The sequence below is a fragment of the Candidatus Devosia phytovorans genome (assembly GCA_029202405.1).
Taxonomy (GTDB): Bacteria; Pseudomonadota; Alphaproteobacteria; order Rhizobiales; family Devosiaceae; genus Devosia; species Devosia phytovorans.
On the sequence record CP119312.1, the window covers coordinates 477,744 to 496,566 of the forward strand.

18 protein-coding genes are annotated in these 18,823 nt (G+C 62.1%); 10 read left to right on the forward strand and 8 right to left on the reverse strand.

The features are described 5' to 3' along the window. Positions 1–10 precede the first annotated feature (10 nt). From sseA to P0Y65_02315, 5 genes are all read right to left on the reverse strand, one after another. Positions 11–844: a 3-mercaptopyruvate sulfurtransferase gene (gene sseA / locus P0Y65_02295; GenBank protein ID WEK05106.1), complete on the reverse strand. Its 834-nt coding sequence runs from the start codon at positions 842–844 to the stop codon at positions 11–13. A 62-nt stretch (positions 845–906) separates the two neighbouring features. Beyond that, on the reverse strand, positions 907–1,962 hold the full coding sequence (locus tag P0Y65_02300; GenBank protein ID WEK05107.1) for an ABC transporter ATP-binding protein: 1,056 nt from the start codon (positions 1,960–1,962) through the stop codon (positions 907–909). Positions 1,963–1,964: 2 nt separating this feature from the next. Further along, positions 1,965–2,756, reverse strand: coding sequence for an ABC transporter permease subunit (locus P0Y65_02305; protein ID WEK05108.1), 792 nt, complete (start codon positions 2,754–2,756; stop codon positions 1,965–1,967). Beyond that, a complete protein-coding gene (locus tag P0Y65_02310) occupies positions 2,753–3,634 on the reverse strand; it encodes an ABC transporter permease subunit (protein WEK05109.1) in 882 nt (293 codons plus the stop codon). The genes P0Y65_02305 and P0Y65_02310 overlap by 4 nt, the downstream gene beginning before the upstream one ends. Before the next feature lie 186 nt (positions 3,635–3,820). Continuing rightward, positions 3,821–4,894: an ABC transporter substrate-binding protein gene (locus P0Y65_02315; protein ID WEK06710.1), complete on the reverse strand. Its 1,074-nt coding sequence runs from the start codon at positions 4,892–4,894 to the stop codon at positions 3,821–3,823. 465 nt (positions 4,895–5,359) lie between these two features. Here P0Y65_02315 and P0Y65_02320 point away from each other — a divergent pair, with 465 nt between their 5' ends. The 5 genes from P0Y65_02320 to P0Y65_02340 all read left to right on the forward strand — a co-directional run bounded on the left by P0Y65_02320 (position 5,360) and on the right by P0Y65_02340 (position 11,315). Continuing rightward, a complete protein-coding gene (locus P0Y65_02320; protein ID WEK05110.1) occupies positions 5,360–6,625 on the forward strand; it encodes an imelysin family protein in 1,266 nt (421 codons plus the stop codon). Between the two features lie 150 nt (positions 6,626–6,775). Then, positions 6,776–8,236 (forward strand): di-heme oxidoredictase family protein, encoded by a 1,461-nt coding sequence (locus P0Y65_02325; protein WEK06711.1) that lies wholly within the window; start codon positions 6,776–6,778, stop codon positions 8,234–8,236. Beyond that, the gene (locus tag P0Y65_02330; GenBank protein WEK05111.1) at positions 8,236–9,303 is read left to right on the forward strand and encodes an imelysin family protein; all 1,068 of its coding nucleotides are present in this window, start codon (positions 8,236–8,238) and stop codon (positions 9,301–9,303) included. Before P0Y65_02325 ends, P0Y65_02330 begins: the two co-directional genes overlap by 1 nt. 24 nt (positions 9,304–9,327) lie before the next feature. Next, a complete protein-coding gene (locus P0Y65_02335) occupies positions 9,328–10,398 on the forward strand; it encodes a DUF1513 domain-containing protein (protein WEK05112.1) in 1,071 nt (356 codons plus the stop codon). Positions 10,399–10,475: 77 nt separating this feature from the next. Then, positions 10,476–11,315: a division plane positioning ATPase MipZ gene (locus P0Y65_02340; protein WEK05113.1), complete on the forward strand. Its 840-nt coding sequence runs from the start codon at positions 10,476–10,478 to the stop codon at positions 11,313–11,315. Here the strand turns inward: P0Y65_02340 and P0Y65_02345 are convergent. The 3 genes from P0Y65_02345 to P0Y65_02355 all read right to left on the reverse strand — a co-directional run bounded on the left by P0Y65_02345 (position 11,312) and on the right by P0Y65_02355 (position 13,221). Further along, on the reverse strand, positions 11,312–11,497 hold the full coding sequence (locus P0Y65_02345) for a hypothetical protein (GenBank protein ID WEK05114.1): 186 nt from the start codon (positions 11,495–11,497) through the stop codon (positions 11,312–11,314). The two genes, P0Y65_02340 and P0Y65_02345, sit on opposite strands and share 4 nt — an antisense overlap. Positions 11,498–11,598: 101 nt before the next feature. After that, complete coding sequence (locus P0Y65_02350; protein WEK05115.1) at positions 11,599–12,126, reverse strand: hypothetical protein; 528 nt, start codon at positions 12,124–12,126, stop codon at positions 11,599–11,601. A gap of 75 nt (positions 12,127–12,201) precedes the next feature. After that, on the reverse strand, positions 12,202–13,221 hold the full coding sequence (locus tag P0Y65_02355) for a substrate-binding domain-containing protein (GenBank protein WEK05116.1): 1,020 nt from the start codon (positions 13,219–13,221) through the stop codon (positions 12,202–12,204). Positions 13,222–13,718: 497 nt separating this feature from the next. On the opposite strand from P0Y65_02355, the gene P0Y65_02360 reads away from it, so the two are divergent. The 5 genes from P0Y65_02360 (at position 13,719) to P0Y65_02380 (ending at position 18,795) form a co-directional block, all read left to right on the forward strand. Further along, complete coding sequence (locus tag P0Y65_02360) at positions 13,719–14,978, forward strand: ABC transporter substrate-binding protein (protein WEK05117.1); 1,260 nt, start codon at positions 13,719–13,721, stop codon at positions 14,976–14,978. A gap of 74 nt (positions 14,979–15,052) precedes the next feature. After that, positions 15,053–16,030 (forward strand): sugar ABC transporter permease, encoded by a 978-nt coding sequence (locus tag P0Y65_02365; GenBank protein ID WEK05118.1) that lies wholly within the window; start codon positions 15,053–15,055, stop codon positions 16,028–16,030. Then, complete coding sequence (locus tag P0Y65_02370) at positions 16,030–16,875, forward strand: carbohydrate ABC transporter permease (protein ID WEK05119.1); 846 nt, start codon at positions 16,030–16,032, stop codon at positions 16,873–16,875. The genes P0Y65_02365 and P0Y65_02370 overlap by 1 nt, the downstream gene beginning before the upstream one ends. Positions 16,876–16,886: 11 nt before the next feature. Further along, positions 16,887–17,900 (forward strand): ABC transporter ATP-binding protein, encoded by a 1,014-nt coding sequence (locus P0Y65_02375; GenBank protein WEK05120.1) that lies wholly within the window; start codon positions 16,887–16,889, stop codon positions 17,898–17,900. A 106-nt stretch (positions 17,901–18,006) separates the two neighbouring features. Next, on the forward strand, positions 18,007–18,795 hold the full coding sequence (locus P0Y65_02380; protein WEK05121.1) for a ThuA domain-containing protein: 789 nt from the start codon (positions 18,007–18,009) through the stop codon (positions 18,793–18,795). Positions 18,796–18,823 lie beyond the last annotated feature (28 nt).

The window sequence follows — 18,823 nt, forward strand, 5'->3', positions numbered from 1 at the left end:
ATTTGTGGCGTCAGGTTTCGATCTCGGCATCCTTGCGGGCGCCCCATTCGGTCCAGGAACCGTCGTAGACCGCGACGTCTTCGGCACCGGCGAGTTCGAGCGCAAGGGCCAGGGTCGAGGCGGTAATGCCGGAGCCGCAGGAGGTGAGGACGGGCTTGCCGAGGTCAAGGCCGCGGTCGGCAAAAAGCTGCTTGAGCTCGTCGGTGGATTTCATCTGGCCGGCTTCGGTGAGCAGGCTGACCGGAACGTTGAGGCTGTTGGGAATATGACCCGAGCGCAGGCCGGCGCGGGGTTCTGGCACTTCGGCGTGGAAGCGCGGCGCGGGGCGGGCATCGACGATCTGGGCGGCGCCATCCTGGCTGCGACCGCGCACGGTTTCGAAATCAGCAACGCGATCGGGATCGAAATCGACATCGAAAGTGGCGCGAGGGCGGCTGACGAGGCCGGCCTGGGTGGGGCGCTTTTCGGCGCGCCATTTTGGGCCGCCACCAGAAAGGATGCGGACATCGCCGGCGCCCATGGACTTGAAGGTCCACCAGACGCGCGGGGCGGAGAAGAGGCCGAGTTCGTCATAGATGACGATGGTCATGGCGTTGGAAATGCCGAGAGCGCCGACCATGCGCGAGAAGTCGCTGGGGGCAGGCAGCATGTGGGGCAGGTCGGTATCGGTATCGGCTATGCCATCGATGTCAAAGAAGACGGCGCCGGGGATGTGACCGGCCAGATATTCGGCCTGAGCATTGCGGGCGGCATTGGGCATGTGCCAGCTGCCGTCGACCACCACCAGATTGGGGTCGCTGAGATTTTTAGCCAGCCAGTCGGTGGTGACGAAGGGATTGTCCACGGCGCGACTCCTTGCTTGGGCGGCCACAATGACCGCTGGCGCGGTCATCGTCCAGCGGCTTGTCAAAGCACCAGCAGGTCCTTGCTGGCGAGGCTGATGGTGATGGCTTCGCCGCGGGCAGGTGGGGCGGTGCGCTGGTCGTTGAAGGTGTCGAGGCTGACCACGTTCTGACCCAGGGCAACACGCAGGCGGATCACCGAGCCGAGGAAGGTGACGTCGGCAATGGTGCCGGTCAGGGTGATGTCATTGCCGTCGCGCGGGGCGGGGGATAGGACTTCGGGACGCAGGGTCAGCGAAATGTCTTCGCCGGGCCTGGCATCGGCGGGCATGGAGGGGACGCTGGCGGTCTGGCCGTCGATGGTGACGGTCCTTGCGACAGGGTCGACGACCTTGGCGGCGATGGAATTGAGATGGCCGACGAAATTGGCGACGAAGCGGGTGGCCGGCTTGTTGTAGATTTCATGCGGAGCGCCGAGCTGGTCGATATTGCCGGCATTCATCACGACGATACGGTCGGAGATGGAGAGGGCTTCTTCCTGGTCGTGGGTCACAAAGACCGTGGTGATGCCCAGATCGAGCTGGATGGCGCGGATTTCCTCGCGCAGCGAGACGCGGATCTTTGCGTCAAGGGCCGAGAGCGGCTCGTCGAGGAGGAGCAGGCGGGGACGCGGAGCAATGGCGCGGGCAAGCGCGACGCGCTGTTGCTGGCCACCGGACATTTCATAGGGATAGCGCTTTTCGAAGCCGGGCAGGCCGATGAGTTTGAGCATTTCATCGACGCGGGCGCGGCGCTCGTCGGCAGCCATGCCGGCAATCTTGAGGCCAAAGGCGATGTTGTCGCCGACGTTGAGATTGGGGAAGAGCGCATAGGCCTGGAAGACCATGCCGAGCTTGCGCTGGTTGGGCTTGAGGCCGGTGATCTCCTGACCCTCGACCTTGATCGAACCTGAAGTGGGCTGTTCGAACCCGGCGATCATGCGCAGGATGGTGGTCTTGCCGCAGCCCGAGGGACCGAGCAGGGAGATGAACTCGCCCTTGTCGAAGGCGAAGTTGACGCCCTTGACCACGGTGTTGCTGCCGAAGGATTTGACGAGATTGTTGACTTCGAGGAAGGCCATGGTCACTCGCTCTTGGCAGAAGTACGGGGGGCAAAGCGGCCGAGCACATTGATCATGGCCATGGCGCCCCAGGTTATGATGAAGGAAATGATGGCCAGAGCCGCCGGCTCATAGGCCCTGTTGGTGCCGATGCCAACGAGGTAGGGGCCAAAGGCGGGGCGGGCCAGAAGGCTGGCGATAGTGAATTCGCCGATGACGATGGCAAAGGTCAGGAAGGCGCCGGAGAGAATGGCGACCAGGATATTGGGCAGGATGATCTGGCCGATGATCTGGGCCTGATTGGCGCCCATGATCTGGGCGGCCTCGGTCAGCGTGCCGATATCGATGGTGCGCATGCCATTGTCGACAGCGCGATACATGTAGGGCAGGGCCAGCATAACATAGGCGCAGGTGAGGAGGATATCGGTGCCGAGCACGCTTCCGGTGAAGGGAATGAGCGAGCTCGAGCCGTAGAGGCGGATATAGCCATAGACCAGCACCAGCGCCGGGATCATCAGCGGCAGGAGCGTGACGAATTCCATGACCGGCCGCAACCATGGCATGCGCAGGCGGACGAAATAGACCGCGGGGACGACGACCAGAATGCCGACCACGATGGTGAAGACGCCGACGGTCAGCGAATAGCCGAAAGTGGAGAAGAACTTTGGATCGGAGAAAACCGAGACATAGGCATCAAAGCTCAGCTCGTTACGACGCATGCGCAGCGAGAAGATGAAGGTGGCCAGCAGCGGAATGAGGAAATAGGCGGCGCCGAGCGCGACGATGACCCAGGGCCAGAACTTTCTGGTCTTCATTTCATCCACCTTTCGGCGCGGTTGGCGACAAACAGATAGATGACATTGGCGAAGGCGGTGATGACGATCATGCCGACGGCGAGCGCCGCGCCGAGCCCGGGGTTCTGCAGGGCATCGCCGCGGATCTGGTTGTAGAGCAGCACGGTCACGATGTTGAGGTTGGAGCCGGTGAGGGCCCAGGCGGTGGCGATGGCGCCGAAAGCGTTGGCGAAGAGCAGGCTCAAGGTGCCGAGGAAGCTGGGCCAGAGGATGGGCAGGCCGACATAGCGCCAGAATTGCCAGGGCGAGGCGCCGAGCGTCTGGGCGGCTTCGCCCCATTCCTTCTTCAGCCCGTCGATGGCCGGGGCGATGGTCAGCATCATCAGCGGAATCTGGAAGTAGAGATAGGTGATGGTCAGGCCCCAGAAGCTGAAGAGGCTGAAGCCGGCGCGGTAGAGATCAAGGCCGAAGACATCGCGCAGGATGATGATGACAAGGCCGATGCGGCCCAGCGAGGCGATGAAGGCGAAGGCCAGCGGCACGCCGGCGAAGTTACTGGCGACGCCGGAGAAGGTCATGACGGCGGCGCGCAGGCCCGAGGGCAGCTTGCCCCGGATAATGGCGAGGGTGATGGCAAGGCCGATCAGCGCGCCGAGGATTGCGGAGGCACCAGAGACGCGGATGGAGATCCAGTAGGCATTGAGGATCTGTGGGGTGAAGAGGCCGCCGATATTTTCGAAGGTGAAATTGCCGGCGCGATCGGTGAAGGCGCCGCCGATCAGCGAAAAGGTCGGCAGGATGAGGAACATCACCGCAAAGATGATGAAGGGCGCGACGGCCAGGCTATCCCAGGGGATGCGGCGGCGCGTTGGTGATGTCGGCTGGCTGGTGTCAGTCATGCGTTCTTGGCCCCCGCCAACAGCAGTTCATGCTTGTGGCCTTCCAGGACCAAGAGACCTCTCGGTCTCGCAGGCCAAGAAGGCCCTAGTCATTCCCGGTGCGTTGCATGCACGGCCCGGTTCATCCGGCCGCGACGTCGGGAATGGCTAGGGAACTCCCGCTGCCAAAGCGGCGGGAGCAATGCTTTATTGAACCGAAGCGCCGACGGTGGAGTCCCAGCCGCCAGTGATGGTTGCCTTGTTGGCGTTCTGCTCTTCGATCGAGGGGAACACGGCCTTGGCGTAGTTTTCAGCGGCGGGCAGCTTGGCCATCAGGTCGTCCGGCAGGGTGCCGGCTTCGGCCATGGCCGAGAAGCGGATCGGGTGGCAGTAGCCGGCCAGCCAGCCGAGCTGACCTTCGTCGGAATAAAGGTATTCCATCCAGAGCTTGGCAGCGTTGGGATGGGGCGCATAAGCAGAGATGGCCTGGACATAGACGCCGGCCACAACGCCGTCGGAGGGGACGACGACTTCGATCGGCGGGTTGCCGTTGAGGTTGTCGCGGGCAGCGAGCAGGTTGTAGTCCCAGTTGATGGCGATCGGGGTCGTGCCCTGGGCAATGGCGGCGGCTTCGGCGTCGACCGGGACGAAATTGCCCTTGTCGTTGAGTGCCTTGAAGAATTCCAGGCCAGCAGCGGCAGCGGCGGCTTCATCCGTGGTGGTCGAGAGACCAGCGGCAAAGACCGACATGATGGCGTTATTGGCGGTACGCGGATCACCAGCCAGGGCGACCGAATTGGCGAATTCGTCCTTGTTCAGGTCGGCCCAGGTTGCCGGGTTGTCGCCGGTGATGATGTCCTTGTTGATGCCGAAAGCCAGTACGCCGTAATAGTCGCCGTACCAGTAGCCTTCTTCATCCTTGGCGTCGGCCGGGATTTCGTCCCAGGTCGAGACCTTATAGGGCTGCAGCAGGCCTTCGTCCTTGGCCTGGGGGCCGAAGGCGAGACCGATGTCGAGCACGTCGGGGGCCTGCGGGCCGGTATTGCCCTGGTTGGCGCGGACGGCCTCGAGCTCGTCGGCCGAACCGGCATCGGGGTTGAGTTCGTTGATGGCGATGTCGGGATACTTGGCCTTGAAGCCCTCGATGACGCCGCCATAGTTGCACCAGGAGTGCGGCAGGGCGATCACGGTGAGCTGGCCTTCGGCCTTGGCGGCTTCATAGAGCGCGTCGAGGTCGGCCTGGGCGAAAGCAGGCGCAGAAACGGCAAGCACGGCAAGCATCGAGACGGATGCGCCGAGCGTCTTCTTGATGGACATGTTCAGTCTCCCTGAAAAGTCGTTCGCGACCACTTCGGTGAAGGGTCGAGGCGAACTGGAGCGGGATTAGAGAGGCTGTGTGACAGTGCAATGACGGTTCTCACACTGGCGTGTGACAGCCGTGAATGCCTCAAATTTCAACCGTTTGAGCCCCTCATGCGTCCTCCCAGTCGCGATTGTGACAGTGCCCGTTTGTGACAGTCTCGTCCAGATGGTCAAAATTTTGCACAGCCATGGTTTTTTGCCAGAGCATGCGACCTGCGCAATCGCGCTCGATGACGATGCAAGTAACGAGATTTGCTGACAATTTGGCCGCGGCAAGCAACGTAGTGCGATCACTTTAGAATTTTTCTAACCTATTGAATTCGAATTGCTTTTATAACTTGAGAGGCGTAGTCCGCTTACAGTCGACGTTCAGGAGGACAGCTCATGATGCCATTCGGCAGACGCTCACTGCGCAATCTCGCCATTGCCTTTACCCTTACGGTTTCCCCCATTGCGGTGCATGCGCAGGCGCCGGCCGATGCCGATGTGCTGGCCAATTATGCCGATATCGCGCTGGCCGGGTACGAGGACTCGCTGACGACGGCCAAGGCGCTGGATGCAGCGGTAGATGCGCTGATCGCCAATCCGAGCGAAGAGACGCAGCAGGCGGCCAAGGATGCCTGGCTTGCTGCACGCGTGCCCTATCAGCAGACCGAGGCCTTCCGCTTCGGCAATCCGATCGTCGATGAGTGGGAAGGGCGCGTGAACGCCTGGCCGCTGGACGAGGGCATGATCGACTATGTCGACGCCAGCTATGGCAGCGAGAGCGACAGCAACGAGCTCTATGTGGCCGATGTGATTGCCAATCCGAAAGTCAGCATTGGTGGCGTCGAGGTGGATGCGACCGAGATCACGCCGGACCTGCTGCAGAATACGCTGCAGGAAGCTGCTGGCGTCGAAGCCAATGTGGCGACTGGCTATCACGCCGTGGAATTCCTGCTTTGGGGCCAGGACCTGAACGGCACCGAGGCCGGCGCGGGTGCGCGTTCCTACACCGACTATTCTACGGCCGAGCATGCCGATCGCCGCGCCGCCTATTTGAAGGCTGCCTCGACACTGCTGGTCAGCGATCTCGAAGAGATGGTGGCCAATTGGACGGCGGATGGCGCGGCTCGCGCGGCGCTCGAAGAGCAGGGCATTTCGACGATCCTGACCGGCATGGGTTCGCTGAGCTTTGGCGAGCTGGCTGGCGAGCGCATGAAGCTGGGCCTCCTGCTGCATGACCCGGAAGAAGAGCATGACTGCTTCTCGGACAATACGCATAACTCGCATCTCAATGATGCGATCGGAATCCAGAATGTCTATCTGGGCAAGTATACGCGGATCGACGGCAGCGTGGTCGAAGGTCCGTCGCTGTCGGAAGTGATTGCGGCCAAGGACGCCGCGCTCGATACCGAGCTCAAGGGCCTGCTCGACGATACGCTGGTCAAGATGCATGCCATGGCCGATCGTGCCGAAGGCGGCGAGGCTTATGACCAGCAGATCGGCGAAGGCAATGCCGAGGGCAATGCGGTGGTGCAGGCGGCGATCGATGGGTTGATTGCCCAGACGCGTGGCATCGAGCGTGCCGTTGCGGTGCTGGAACTCAGCGATGCGGTGACCATCGAGGACAGCGACTCGCTGAGCAATCCGGACGCCGTGTTCGAGTAAGCAAATCGGCCATCACCGGTTTGGTCCGGTGATGGCTTCCCGTGTTAAGGTGCGAGCTCAGGCGGCATCCGGCTCGCAGCCCATGAACTATGTAGACCTTCGATGAGAATGCCCTTCAGTCTCGTTCTCGCCGCGCTGCTGGCCGGCGGAATGGTGTTCGCGCAGGATGCCGCCCTGCGCAGCGATTTGACGCCTGAGGACCTGGCGCGGGTGCAGGCGGTGACGCGGCCGACGACGGATTTTTCCAAGCCGGAGGGGTCGGAAAAGCGTCCTGCTGGCAAGGGAACGACGCAGTTCAGTGTCAATGCAGACTCGTTCAGCCATTTCCTCGACAACCTGAGCTTCGAGCAGGAAGAGCAGTTCAAGCTGGGCAATGCGCTGTTCCGCAAGATCTGGGTGTCCTCGCCCAGTTCGACGCAGGCGTCAGATGGGTTGGGGCCGCTGTTCAATGCGCGCGGGTGCCAGAGCTGTCATCTGAAAGACGGGCGTGGGCACCCGCCGTTTCCGGGTGCGGAAAATGTATCGATGTTCCTGAGGCTCTCGGTGCCGCCCGGCGAGGACGACACGCGACTGGCGATGGACGGGGTGATCGCCGGGGAAGTCGGCGATCCGGTCTATGGTACACAGCTGCAGGATTTCGCCGTGCCGGGGCTGAAGTCGGAAGGGCGGATGGTGATCGACTATGCCGACCTGCCGGTGACGCTGGGTGATGGCGAGGTGGTGACGCTGCGGGCGCCGACCTATTCGGTGGCAGATCTCAACTATGGGCCGTTGGCCGATGACGTAATGATCTCGCCGCGCGTGGCCAATCCCATGATCGGGTTGGGGCTGGTGGAGCAGATTCCGGCAGAGGATATTCTGGCGCATGCCGATCCCGAGGACCTTGATGGCGACGGGATTTCGGGCAAGCCGAACTGGACGGTGGACCCCGTCAACAATTCGGTCATGCTGGGGCGGTTTGGCTGGAAGGCGGGCAATGCCACGATCCGCGCGCAGGCGGCTTCGGCCTTTGCGGGGGATATCGGGATTTCGACGCCGCTGGTGAACCTGCCGCATGGCGATTGCACGGAAAACCAGCCGGCGTGCCTGGCGTTGCCGACGGGCGAACAGGAGCGGCTCGGCGTGTCGGAGGCGCCTGATCCGGTGCTGGACCTGGTGACGTTCTATTCGCAGACGCTGGGCGTGCCGGAGCGGCGCGATGTGGATGATCCGGCAGTGCTGCGCGGCAAGGAAGCGTTTTACACAGCCGGTTGCTCGAGCTGCCATGTGCCGAAATTCGTGACCAGCCGGAATGGTGACAATCCGGCGCTGCAGTTTCAGCTGATCTGGCCCTATTCGGATTTCCTGCTGCATGATATGGGCGAGGGCCTAGCCGATCATCGTCCCGAAGGGCAGGCGGACGGCTATGAATGGCGCACGCCGCCGCTCTGGGGCGTGGGGCTCACGCAAGCTGTTTCGGGCCATACATTTTTCCTGCATGATGGGCGGGCGCGCAATCTGACCGAGGCCATCCTGTGGCACGGTGGGGAGGCGCAGGCGGCGCGAGACGGGTTCGCGGCCATGTCCAAATCCACGCGCGATGATCTCATCGCCTTTCTGGAATCGCTCTGATGCGCAAACTGCTTGCCCTGCTGCTGATGTTGGTCGTGACACCGGCCCATGCCCAGGCACCGACGGAGAGCGAGGTGCTGGCCGCAGCGGTCAATCAGGTGATCCGGCCCAATCTGGCCGAGTTCAAGCGCGGTGCGAGCGGGCTCGAAGTTGCCATGGGCGCGCTCTGCGCCGTGCCGTCAGCAGACACTCTGGCCGTTGCCCAACAGCAATTTGGCTTCGCAGCAGAGGCCTATGGTCGGGTGGAATTCCTGCGCATCGGGCCGCTAATGGAAGAGAACCGGGTGGACCGGTTGCTGTTCTTTCCCGATCGCAAGGGGATCGGGTTGCGACAGGTGCAGGCGATCCTGGCGGAAGAGGACGATACGGCCACATCAGTGACGACGCTGCGCGAGAAAAGCGTGGCGGTGCAGGGCTTTGGGGCGCTGGAATTCGTGCTGTTCGGCACGGATTTCGAGCTGTTGCAGGGTGAGGGCGGTGAATTCCGCTGCCGGTTCGGCGAAGCGATCGCGCAGAATATCAGTCGCATGGCGGACGAGTTGGCGATGGGCTGGTATCGCTATGACGGCGTCGCTGCGCATCTGATGCGGCCGAACCGGGACTATGTCGACTATCGGACGGAAACCGAGTCGCTCGAAGCGCTGGTGGGGCTGATATCGCATGGGCTGGAAGCGGTGCGGGACACGCGGATCAATCCCTTCATCGCGCAGGGCGATGCGGCGGCCAAGCCAAAGCAGGCGCTGTTCTGGCGCTCAAAACTGACCTTATCGATGATAAAGGCCAATGTGGAGGGCATGGAGCAGCTGGTGGCCGTGTCGGGCATGGCACGGGCCGTCGGCGCGGATCAGGCGGGACTGGATAATTCCATCGCCTTCGAATTTTCCAATGCGCACAGGGCGATAGATCTGGTGACGCTGCCGGTGGACCAGGCGGTGGTCGATGCCAAGCAAGCGGCGGCGCTCAGTTATCTGGTGATCGTGACGCAGTCGCTGCAGGCGCAGGTGGGCGAGCAATTGTCGGCGGCGCTGGGGCTTTCGGTGGGTTTTTCGTCGCTGGATGGGGATTGAGCCATGTGGCAGCGGCGGGCGTTTTTGAAGTCAGCAGGCCTGGGTTTTGCTGCAAGCCTGCTGCCGCGACAGCTTGCGGCGCTGGAGCGGAGCGAGCTGGTGTTTGCCAGTTCGATCCAGACGTCGAGCGGTGGTTATGGCGCGGTGCTGCTGAGCGAGCGCGGCGATGTGATCTCGTCGATCGACCTGCCTGATCGCGGACACGATATCACCATCAGTCCCGAGGCGGGGCGCGGGGTGGTGTTTGCGCGCCAGCCGGGAACGTTTGCGCTGGTGTTCGATCCAAGCGGGCGCGAGGCGCCGGTGACGCTGACGTCCATCGAGGGGCGGCACTATTACGGGCATGGCGTGTTTTCGCCGGATGGGCGGCTGCTCTATGCCACGGAAAGCGATTTCGAGGCGGCGCAGGGCGTGATCGGCATTTATGACGCGACGGACGGCTATCGGCGGATCGGCGAGTTTCCGACCTATGGTACGGGGCCGCATGAAATGCTGCTGATGCCCGATGGCGTGACCTTCGTTGTCGCCAATGGCGGGATCGAGACGCATCCCGACTATGGGCGGGCCGAGCTCAACCTCGATACGATGGATCCGTCGGTGGTGTTCGTCGATCGGCGGGATGGCAGGCTGGTCGGGCAATTGCGGCTCGATGCGGGGCTGCATCAGCTGTCGATCCGGCATATGGCGGTGGATGTGCGGGGGCGGGTTTGGTTTGGTTGCCAGTATCGCGGCCAGCCGAGCGACAGCCCGCAACTGGTGGGCTATGCCACGATGGATGGCGTGATCGAGCTGGTGGAACTGCCGCCAGGCACGCTGGCGGATCTGCGCAATTATGTTGGGTCGGTGGCCGTGTCAGGCGATGGTGGGACGGTTGCCGTTTCGTCGCCCGAGGGCAATCTGCTGGTGGCAATCGATGTCGAGGGGAAGCGGCCAGTGCTGGTGGAAACGCTGCGCAATGGCTGTGGGCTTGCGGCTGATGAGGGCGGGTTTGTGGCGACCAGCGGCATGGGCGAGATGATCGGCATAGCCGGGGCCGAGCGCGATGTGCAGCAGTTCGATTTCCTGTTCGACAACCACATGTTACGGGTTGGCTAGGGCGTCGTTATCGCTTTGTTAACCATGCGGGCACTTCATGGATCGGGAGGGTGGGTCCCTGATTTGGAGTGACGGGCATGGCGCAGAATGGCGCGCATATCATTGCGGTGGGTAACGAAAAGGGCGGTTCGGGCAAGTCGACCACGGCGCTGCACCTGGCGGTCTATCTGCTGCACCAGGGCCATCGCGTCGCCACCATGGATGTCGACAGCCGCCAGCAGACGCTGACGCGCTATGTGCGCAATCGCCGGACCACGGTGGAGGCGACGGGCCGCGACGTGCCGATGCCAAAGCATGTGCACCTGCCGACGGCCTGGGGCGATTCCATCCGCGAGAACCAGAAGATCGAGCTGGACCTGTTCACGCGCGCCATGGACGGGCTGCGCGGCGAGGTCGACTTCATCGTCATCGACACGCCCGGCTTCGACGGCAATCTGCAGCGGCTGGCGCATGGTTTTGCCGACACGCTGGTGACGCCGATCAATGATTCCATGATCGACCTCGACGTGCTGGCCAAGATCGATCCGGCGACGGGCGAGCCGATCGAGACCAGCCCCTATACGCGCAATGTGCAGAAGGCGCGGGCCGAGCGGCTGGCGCAGACCGGCAAGGGCGTCGACTGGGTGCTGATGCGCAACCGCATTTCGAACCTGGGATCGCGCAATGCCAGCCAGGTGCAGGAGACGATCGAAAAGCTGGCGCAACGCATTGGTTGCCGCGTGGCGGACGGGATTGCCGAGCGCGTCATCTTTCGCTCATTGTTCCCCATTGGCATGACCGTATTCGATCCGCTGGAGGCCGATGTGCTGGGCAGCGCGCCGAGCATGTCGCATGTCAATGCGCGGGCGGAATATCGCGGGCTGGTGGCGGCGCTGAACTTGCCGTTGCCGGGCGAGCCGATGAAGTTGTCGGCCTAGCTGCGCAGCAGGTTGCGGTAGAGCATGGCCAGTGACTGACCAGCATTTCTGGCTGCTGCCGTGACGGTTTCCAGCAGGGTCGGCGGATCCCGATAGTTGCGCATCATGGCTTCGGCGATGCGATAGCCCTCTCGGACAATGCGGCGTTCATCGAGCGGCAGGCCGATGGATGGTACGCGCATTTTGGGCTCCTCGCTCATGGTTTACGAAACCTTAACACGAGGCGCGCGGACGGGAAGGCCCGTCTGCGGCTATGGTTTACGGCGGCCCGGCCGGTGGGTGGCTATTGGAAAGCCAAGGGTGCGGCGGCCTTGAAGGCGGTCTGAGCGAGGCTATCGACCTGCTCCTGATCGGCGCCATAGACGCGGACGATCAGCTGGTGGCCGTCGTCCCAGAGCTGGTAGGTTGCTGAAAAGTCGCCGGTTGCGCCCTTTGCGCTGGTCTTGAAACCTTTGGCACTGGCGAAATCCAAAGTCTCGGTGCCGTAATATTCGGCGACATTGCCGAGCTGGGCCGCATTGGCCTGGCCGATCTCGGTCCAGGTCTCGGCAGTAGTTTCGCCCGAATGGACGCGGCCACCGGTGCCGTCATCAGGGCGGGCCTGGACCTGCAGCATCAGGGTTTCGTCGCAGCCGGAACACATGCCGATGTAGTCGCCGTCATTGACGCCGGCCAGCCAGTCTGGTGCGGCGACGCCTTCGATGGTCAGGTCTGACCAGTCGGGGTCAAGGAATTCGGCAAAGGCGGGCAGGGGCGCGAAGAGGGCAAGGACGGCAAAGGCTCCGGCAAGGCGGGCAAACGGCTTCGGCATGGAATACTCCCGGTCAGCAATGGCGGGATAATAGGCCATGGATTTTGACTGCAAGATGATGGCGGAACTGAAAAATCAGCTGGCGGGCGCGGGGCCGGTGCTTTCGCGCAGCACCAGTTCCACGGGCCAGAGTTCGTGCACGTCCTCGATGGGCTTGCCGGCCATGATCTGGAGGATCAATTCGGCAACGCGGGTGCCGGCCTGTCGGATGGAGGAGCGGGTCGTCGACATGGTGGGGTACATGTTGTCGGCGTTGAGATAGGAGAAGACATCGTCATGGGCGATCATGGAAATGTCCTTGCCCAGGACCAGCCCGGCCTGGCGAATGGCGCGGAAGACGCCCAACGCTGTCATCATCGAGCCGGCCAGAAAGGCGGTGGGGCGGGGGCGCAGTTCGAGCATGGCCTGCGCCATGCGGAAGGCGATTTCGTCGGTGAAGATGGAATTGCTCATCAACGCCGGATCGAAGGGAATGCCCCGGGCCGAGAGGGCGGCCAGGTAGCCGATCTCGCGATGTTCGGCAAAGGTGCGGCCCTTGACGCCATTGAGCAGAGCGATGCGACGATGGCCGAGGTCGAGCAGGTGGGTAGTGGCGCGTTCGACCGCGCCGGTATTGTCGATGTCGAGCCAGGCGATGGGGCGACTGATGTTGGTGCGGCCATGCAGGATGAAGGGCAGGCCGAGGTCGAGCAGCAGTTCGGCCCGCTCATCGTTGAGTGTGGGTGAACTGATGACGAAGGCGTCGACCTTCTGGCTGGCCGCCGCGCGGCGATAGACGGCCAGCTCCTCCTGGTAACTCGAAACGGTGGTGAAGAGGATATCGAGTTCTTCGAGGGCGAGGCGGGCGCTCATACCGCCGAGGAATTCGGTGGTGTGAGGGCCGAACTCATTGGCGCCATGCAGCACCATGCCGATGGCGCCGGAACGGCCGGTGGCAAGGCGCAGGGCGCTGGCGTTGGGGCGATAGCCGAGGCGGGCCGCGGTTTCGGCGACGCGCAGGCGCGTGGCCTCGTTGACTTCGGGATAGCCATTGAGTGCCCGGCTCACGGTGGTTTGTGACAGGCCAAGGTGCTCGGCCAGATCCTTCAGTCTCATTGCTGCCAACTGGCCCCGAGGTTCTGGCTTGACCGGTGTTTGTTGGCGGACGCACATTGGGGTGCATCCAGGCCCGGTTTGGCCAGCCTTTAGGGCATGCAGGCCGCCTTGAACAGCGGTTCCTGCGTCCTCCTCCTGCGGTTATTCAAAGCGATTTCAAATTTTGGCGCAAGACCTGAATTTTCAGGCGGCATTCTGACGTGCGTACATCACGCCAAAATGCCCGGTCCGCCGAAGGTTCCATCACGATGGAACCATAAGTGATTGGTGGAGTTACGGTATTTGTCGGGCAACTTCGCAATTCCTAACAGGACGTTCACGAGTGGCTTGACAGAAAACTGTCGCTCTGTTTCTTTTTCACTCAAAGCGCTTTGAAAACGTGGGCGGGACAGCCGCTGCGGTCAGTGCTTTAGGGAGGAGATTGGGGTTGGTCGCGCTTATGGCGCATGGCTGCCCGATCATGCCTCCCTTGCTTTGGTTCACTCGGGAGGTTTTTCATGAAGATCAACAAGTTGCTCGTCGGTTTGATGGCGAGCGTCACGCTGGTTGCCGGCACGGCACACGCCGTCGAGCTGTCGATCGTGTCGGGCGATACGGGTACGGGCCTGCAGTTCCTGCAGTCCGAACTCGACATTTTCGCCGAAGAAACCGGCAATACGGTCACCATCGTGCCGATGCCGTCGTCGACCAGCGACCAGTTCGGCCAGTATCGCCTGTGGCTGGCGGCCGGCAATGCCGACATCGACGTCTACCAGACCGACGTGATCTGGGCGCCCCAGCTCGCCGACCAGTTCGTCGACCTGACCGCAGCCTTTGCCGATGTCGCCGACCAGCATTTCCCCTCGGTGATTGAATCGCAGACCGTCAACGGCAAGCTCGTTGCCGTGCCGGCCTTCACTGACGCCCCGGCGCTCTACTATCGCAAGGACCTGCTGGAGAAGTACGGCAAGGAAGTCCCCACCACCTGGGCCGAGCTCAAGGCAACTGCCCAGGAAATCATGGATGCCGAACGCGCCGAAGGTCAGACAGACCTGTGGGGCTATGTGTTCCAGGGCAATGCCTATGAAGGCCTGACCTGTAATGCGCTGGAATGGGTCAATTCCTATGGCGGCGGCCAGATCATCGAAGCCGATGGCACGATCTCGATCAACAACGAGCAGGCCGTCGCCGCGCTTGAAGAAGCTGCAAGCTGGATCGGTACAATCTCTCCGGAAGGCAACCTGGCCTATATGGAAGAAGAAAGCCGTGGCGTATGGCAGCTCGGCAATGCCGTGTTTATGCGCAACTGGCCCTATGCCTATGCGCTGAGCAACAACGACGACTCCGCCGTCAAGGGCAAGTTCGACGTGGCTCCGCTCCCCGCCGGTGAAGGCGAAGGCGCCAAGTCTTCGGCAACGCTGGGCGGCTGGAACTTTGCCGTGTCGAAGTATTCGGCGAACCAAGAAGCGGCGATCGACCTTGCCCTGTTCCTGAGCTCGGCAGACAGCCAGAAGCGTCGCGCCATTGCCCAGGCCAACCTGCCGACCGTGCAGGCGCTGTACTCGGATGAGGAAGTGCTCGCCGCTTCGCCCTTCATGGCCAACTGGGAAGAAATCTTCCAGAACGCCGTGCCGCGTCCGTCGGCACCGGCCCAGGCCAATTACAACGAGGCTTCCTCGCTGTTCTGGAGCGCTGTCCACAACACGCTGTCGGGCAATGGCTCGGCTGCCGAAAACCTTGAAGTGCTCGAGATCGATCTCGACGACTTGCTGAACTAAGCCGGTCCAGTGAACCGGATGCGGGCGCAAGAGCGTCCGCATCCCCATAATCATAACAATATCAGGGGGAAGGCATGACGACCGAAGCGCTCAGTTCGCCGGCAATTCCGCAAAAACGGGCACGGTCCGAACTGTTGCAGCAGCGCGTTCGCGCAGCACGCTGGTTCCTGTTGCCAATGATGATCGCGCTGGGCGTGGTCGCCGGCTGGCCGCTGGCCCGTTCGATCTACTTCTCCTTCACCGATGCGACGCTGAACGACCTCTACGGGGCCGAGTGGATCGGTTTTGGCAATTACCTGCAGATCCGCGTGCTCGATAGTGGTCGCACCATCTATCGTGGCGTGCTGGCCGATCCGGCATGGTGGAATGCCGTGATGAACACGGTGCGCTTTGCCTTCTGGTCGGTGCTCTGGGAAACCGTGCTCGGCATGATCGTGGCGCTGGTGCTCAATGCCGAATTCAAGGGCCGTGGCATCGTCCGCGCCGCCATTCTCATTCCCTGGGCCATTCCAACCATCGTGTCGGCCCGCATGTGGAGCTGGATGCTGAACGACCAGTTCGGCATTCTCAATGATCTGGGCATCCGCCTTGGCCTGCTCGACCGTGCCGTCGCCTGGACGGCATCGCCTGACACGGCCATGGCCGCAGTGCTGGTGGTGGATATCTGGAAGACAACGCCCTTCATGGCGCTGCTGATCCTGGCTGGCCTGCAGATGATCCCCAAGGACATCTACGAGGCTGCCGAAATCGACGGCGTGCATCCGATCAAGCAGTTCTTCAAGATCACGCTGCCGCTGGTTCGGCCCGCCCTGATGGTCGCCATCATCTTCCGCGTGCTCGATGCGCTGCGCATCTTCGACCTGATCTATGTGCTGACGCCCAATAGCGCGGCGACCAAGACCATGTCGGTGCTCAGTCAGGAGAACTTGTTCCAGTTCAACAATTTCGCCGAAGGCTCGGCGCAATCGACCCTGCTGTTCCTGCTGATTGCCCTGTTCACCATCGTCTATATCTGGCTGGGCAAGGTCAATTTTGATGGGGGAGACCGCTGATGACCGCGAGTTTCGATCTCTGGAAGATCACCAAGACGGTGCTGTTCTACGCACTGGTGGTCTTCATCGTCGTGGTGAGCGTGTTTCCGTTCTACTACGCGATCCTCACCAGCCTCAAATCGGGCACGGACCTGTTCCGCATCACCTATTGGCCGACTTCGTTCAGCCTGGCCAATTACCAGTCGGTGTTCAGCCAGGGTTCGTTCCCGCGCAACCTGCTGAACTCGGTCTTCGTGGCCACGGTGACGGTGCTGCTGGCGCTGTTCCTGGCGGTGACGGCATCGTTCGCGCTGAGCCGCGTGCGCTTCCGTGGTCGCAGCCTGCTGCTGATGACGATCCTGGCCGTCTCCATGTTCCCGCAGATCGCGGTGCTGGCGGGCCTCTTCGAAGTGATCCGGTTCCTGGGCATCTACAATACGCCCTGGGCGCTGATCTTCTCCTATACGATCTTTACGCTGCCCTTCACCGTCTGGGTGCTGACCACCTTCATGCGTGACCTGCCGGTGGAGATCGAGGAAGCGGCGATTGTCGACGGCGCGACGCCCTGGGTGATCATCACCCGCGTGTTCATGCCGCTGATGTGGCCGGCGCTGGTGACGACGGGCCTGCTGGCCTTCATCTCGGCCTGGAACGAGTTCCTGTTCGCGCTGACCTTTACCGTATCCAACCAGACGCGCACCGTGCCAGTGGCCATCGCGCTGCTGTCGGGCGGGTCGCAGTATGAAATTCCGTGGGGCATCATCATGGCTGCATCGGTGGTCGTCACCGTGCCGCTGGTGGTCCTGGTTCTGATTTTCCAACGCAAGATCGTCAGTGGTCTCACCGCCGGCGGCGTGAAGGGTTAAGGAGAAAAACAATGGCAAGCATCGAGCTTCGCGATATTCGCAAATCCTTCGGCGCCGTCGAAGTCATCAAGGGCGTGGACCTCGAAGTCCGCAAGGGCGAGTTCATGGTCTTCGTCGGCCCGTCAGGCTGTGGCAAGTCCACGCTGCTGCGGCTGATCTCGGGGCTGGAGGACATCACCTCGGGCGAGATGCTGTTCGACGGCAAGGTGGTCAATTCGCTGGCGCCGTCCAAGCGCGGCATCGCCATGGTGTTCCAGTCCTATGCGCTCTACCCGCATATGACGGTTTACGAGAACATGGCCTTCGGGCTGACGCTGGAAAAGGGCAAGAGCAAGGACGAGATCCGCCAGCGCGTCGAGCGGGCTGCCGACATGCTGCAGATCCGGCAGTATCTCGATCGCCTGCCCAAGCAGTTGTCGGGTGGCCAGCGCCAGCGCGTGGCCATCGGTCGTGCCATCACCCGCGATCCGAAAGTGTTTTTGTTCGACGAGCCGCTGTCGAACCTTGACGCAGCGCTGCGCGTGGCGACCCGTATCGAGATCGCCAAGCTGCATGAGGAAATGCACCAGGTCACCATGATCTATGTGACCCATGACCAGGTGGAGGCCATGACGCTGGCCGACCGCATCTGCGTGCTGCGCGACGGGCTGGTGGAGCAGGTGGGTACGCCCATGGAGCTCTATGAGAACCCCAATTCGGTGTTCGTTGCCGGCTTCATCGGTTCGCCGAAGATGAACTTCATCGCCGACGAGCGCGCGCAGAAGTATGGCGCGCATACGCTGGGTATCCGCGGCGAGCATATCGAGATCAAGCCCGAAGGGCAGGGTCTGTGGAACGGCAAGGTCATCCACAAGGAAGAGCTTGGCGCAGACACTTATATCTACCTCGAAATGGGCACCGAGGAGCCGGTGGTGGTGCGGATCGATGGTCCGAACACCTACAAGACCGGCGATGTGGTCCATATCTCGCCGATGGAAGACAAGGTTCACCGCTTCAACGAAGCCGGCAAGCCGGTCGCAGCCTGACGCGATCACAAACAGGGTGGCGGCCACACGGTCGTCACCACTTTCAACATAGATAGTTCAGATGCCCGGCTCCTCCCTGCCGGGCTTTCGACCATAGGAGACTACAATGGCTATCCGGACCCTGGTGTGGGGCGAGAATGTCCACGAGCAGAAGAACAAGGTTGTTGCCGAGAATTATCCCGACGGCATGCACAACCAGATCGCCAAGCTGCTGGCTGAAGACAGCAATCTGTCGGTCAAGACGACGACGCTCCAGGAGCCGGAACACGGGCTGACCGATGCGGTGCTGGCCGAGACCGATGTGCTGCTGTGGTGGGGCCATGCGGCGCATGACAAGGTCGACGATGCCGTGGTCAAGAAGGTGATGGAACATGTCTGGCAGGGCATGGGCCTTCTGGTGCTGCATTCGGGCCATCACTCCAAGGTGTTCAAGGGGTTGATGGGTGCGCCGGCAAACCTGCACTGGCGCGAAGCCGGTGAGCGCGAGCGCCTCTGGGTCGTCAACCCGGGCCATCCGATCGCCAAGGGTCTCGGGCCCTATTTCGAGCTCGAATATGAAGAGATGTATGGCGAGCCCTTTTCGGTGCCGGAGCCGCTGGAAACAGTGTTCGTCTCCTGGTTCCAGGGTGGCGAAGTGTTCCGTTCGGGCCTGACCTATCGTCGCGGCGCGGGCAATATCTTCTACTTCCGCCCCGGCCACGAAACCTATCCGACCTATCACGACGCCAATGTGGGCCTGGTGCTGCGCAATGCCGTCAACTGGGCATACAATGGCGATCGCCATGCCCATCTGATGAAGGCGCCGAACACGCCGGTTGGCGAGGCCATCGAAAAGATCGAAGAGCGCGGCGCCAAGCTCAGCGCCTCCGATCACGCCGGCGAAGTGAAGAAGTGATTTGAACGATTGGCCGCTCTCGCAATGA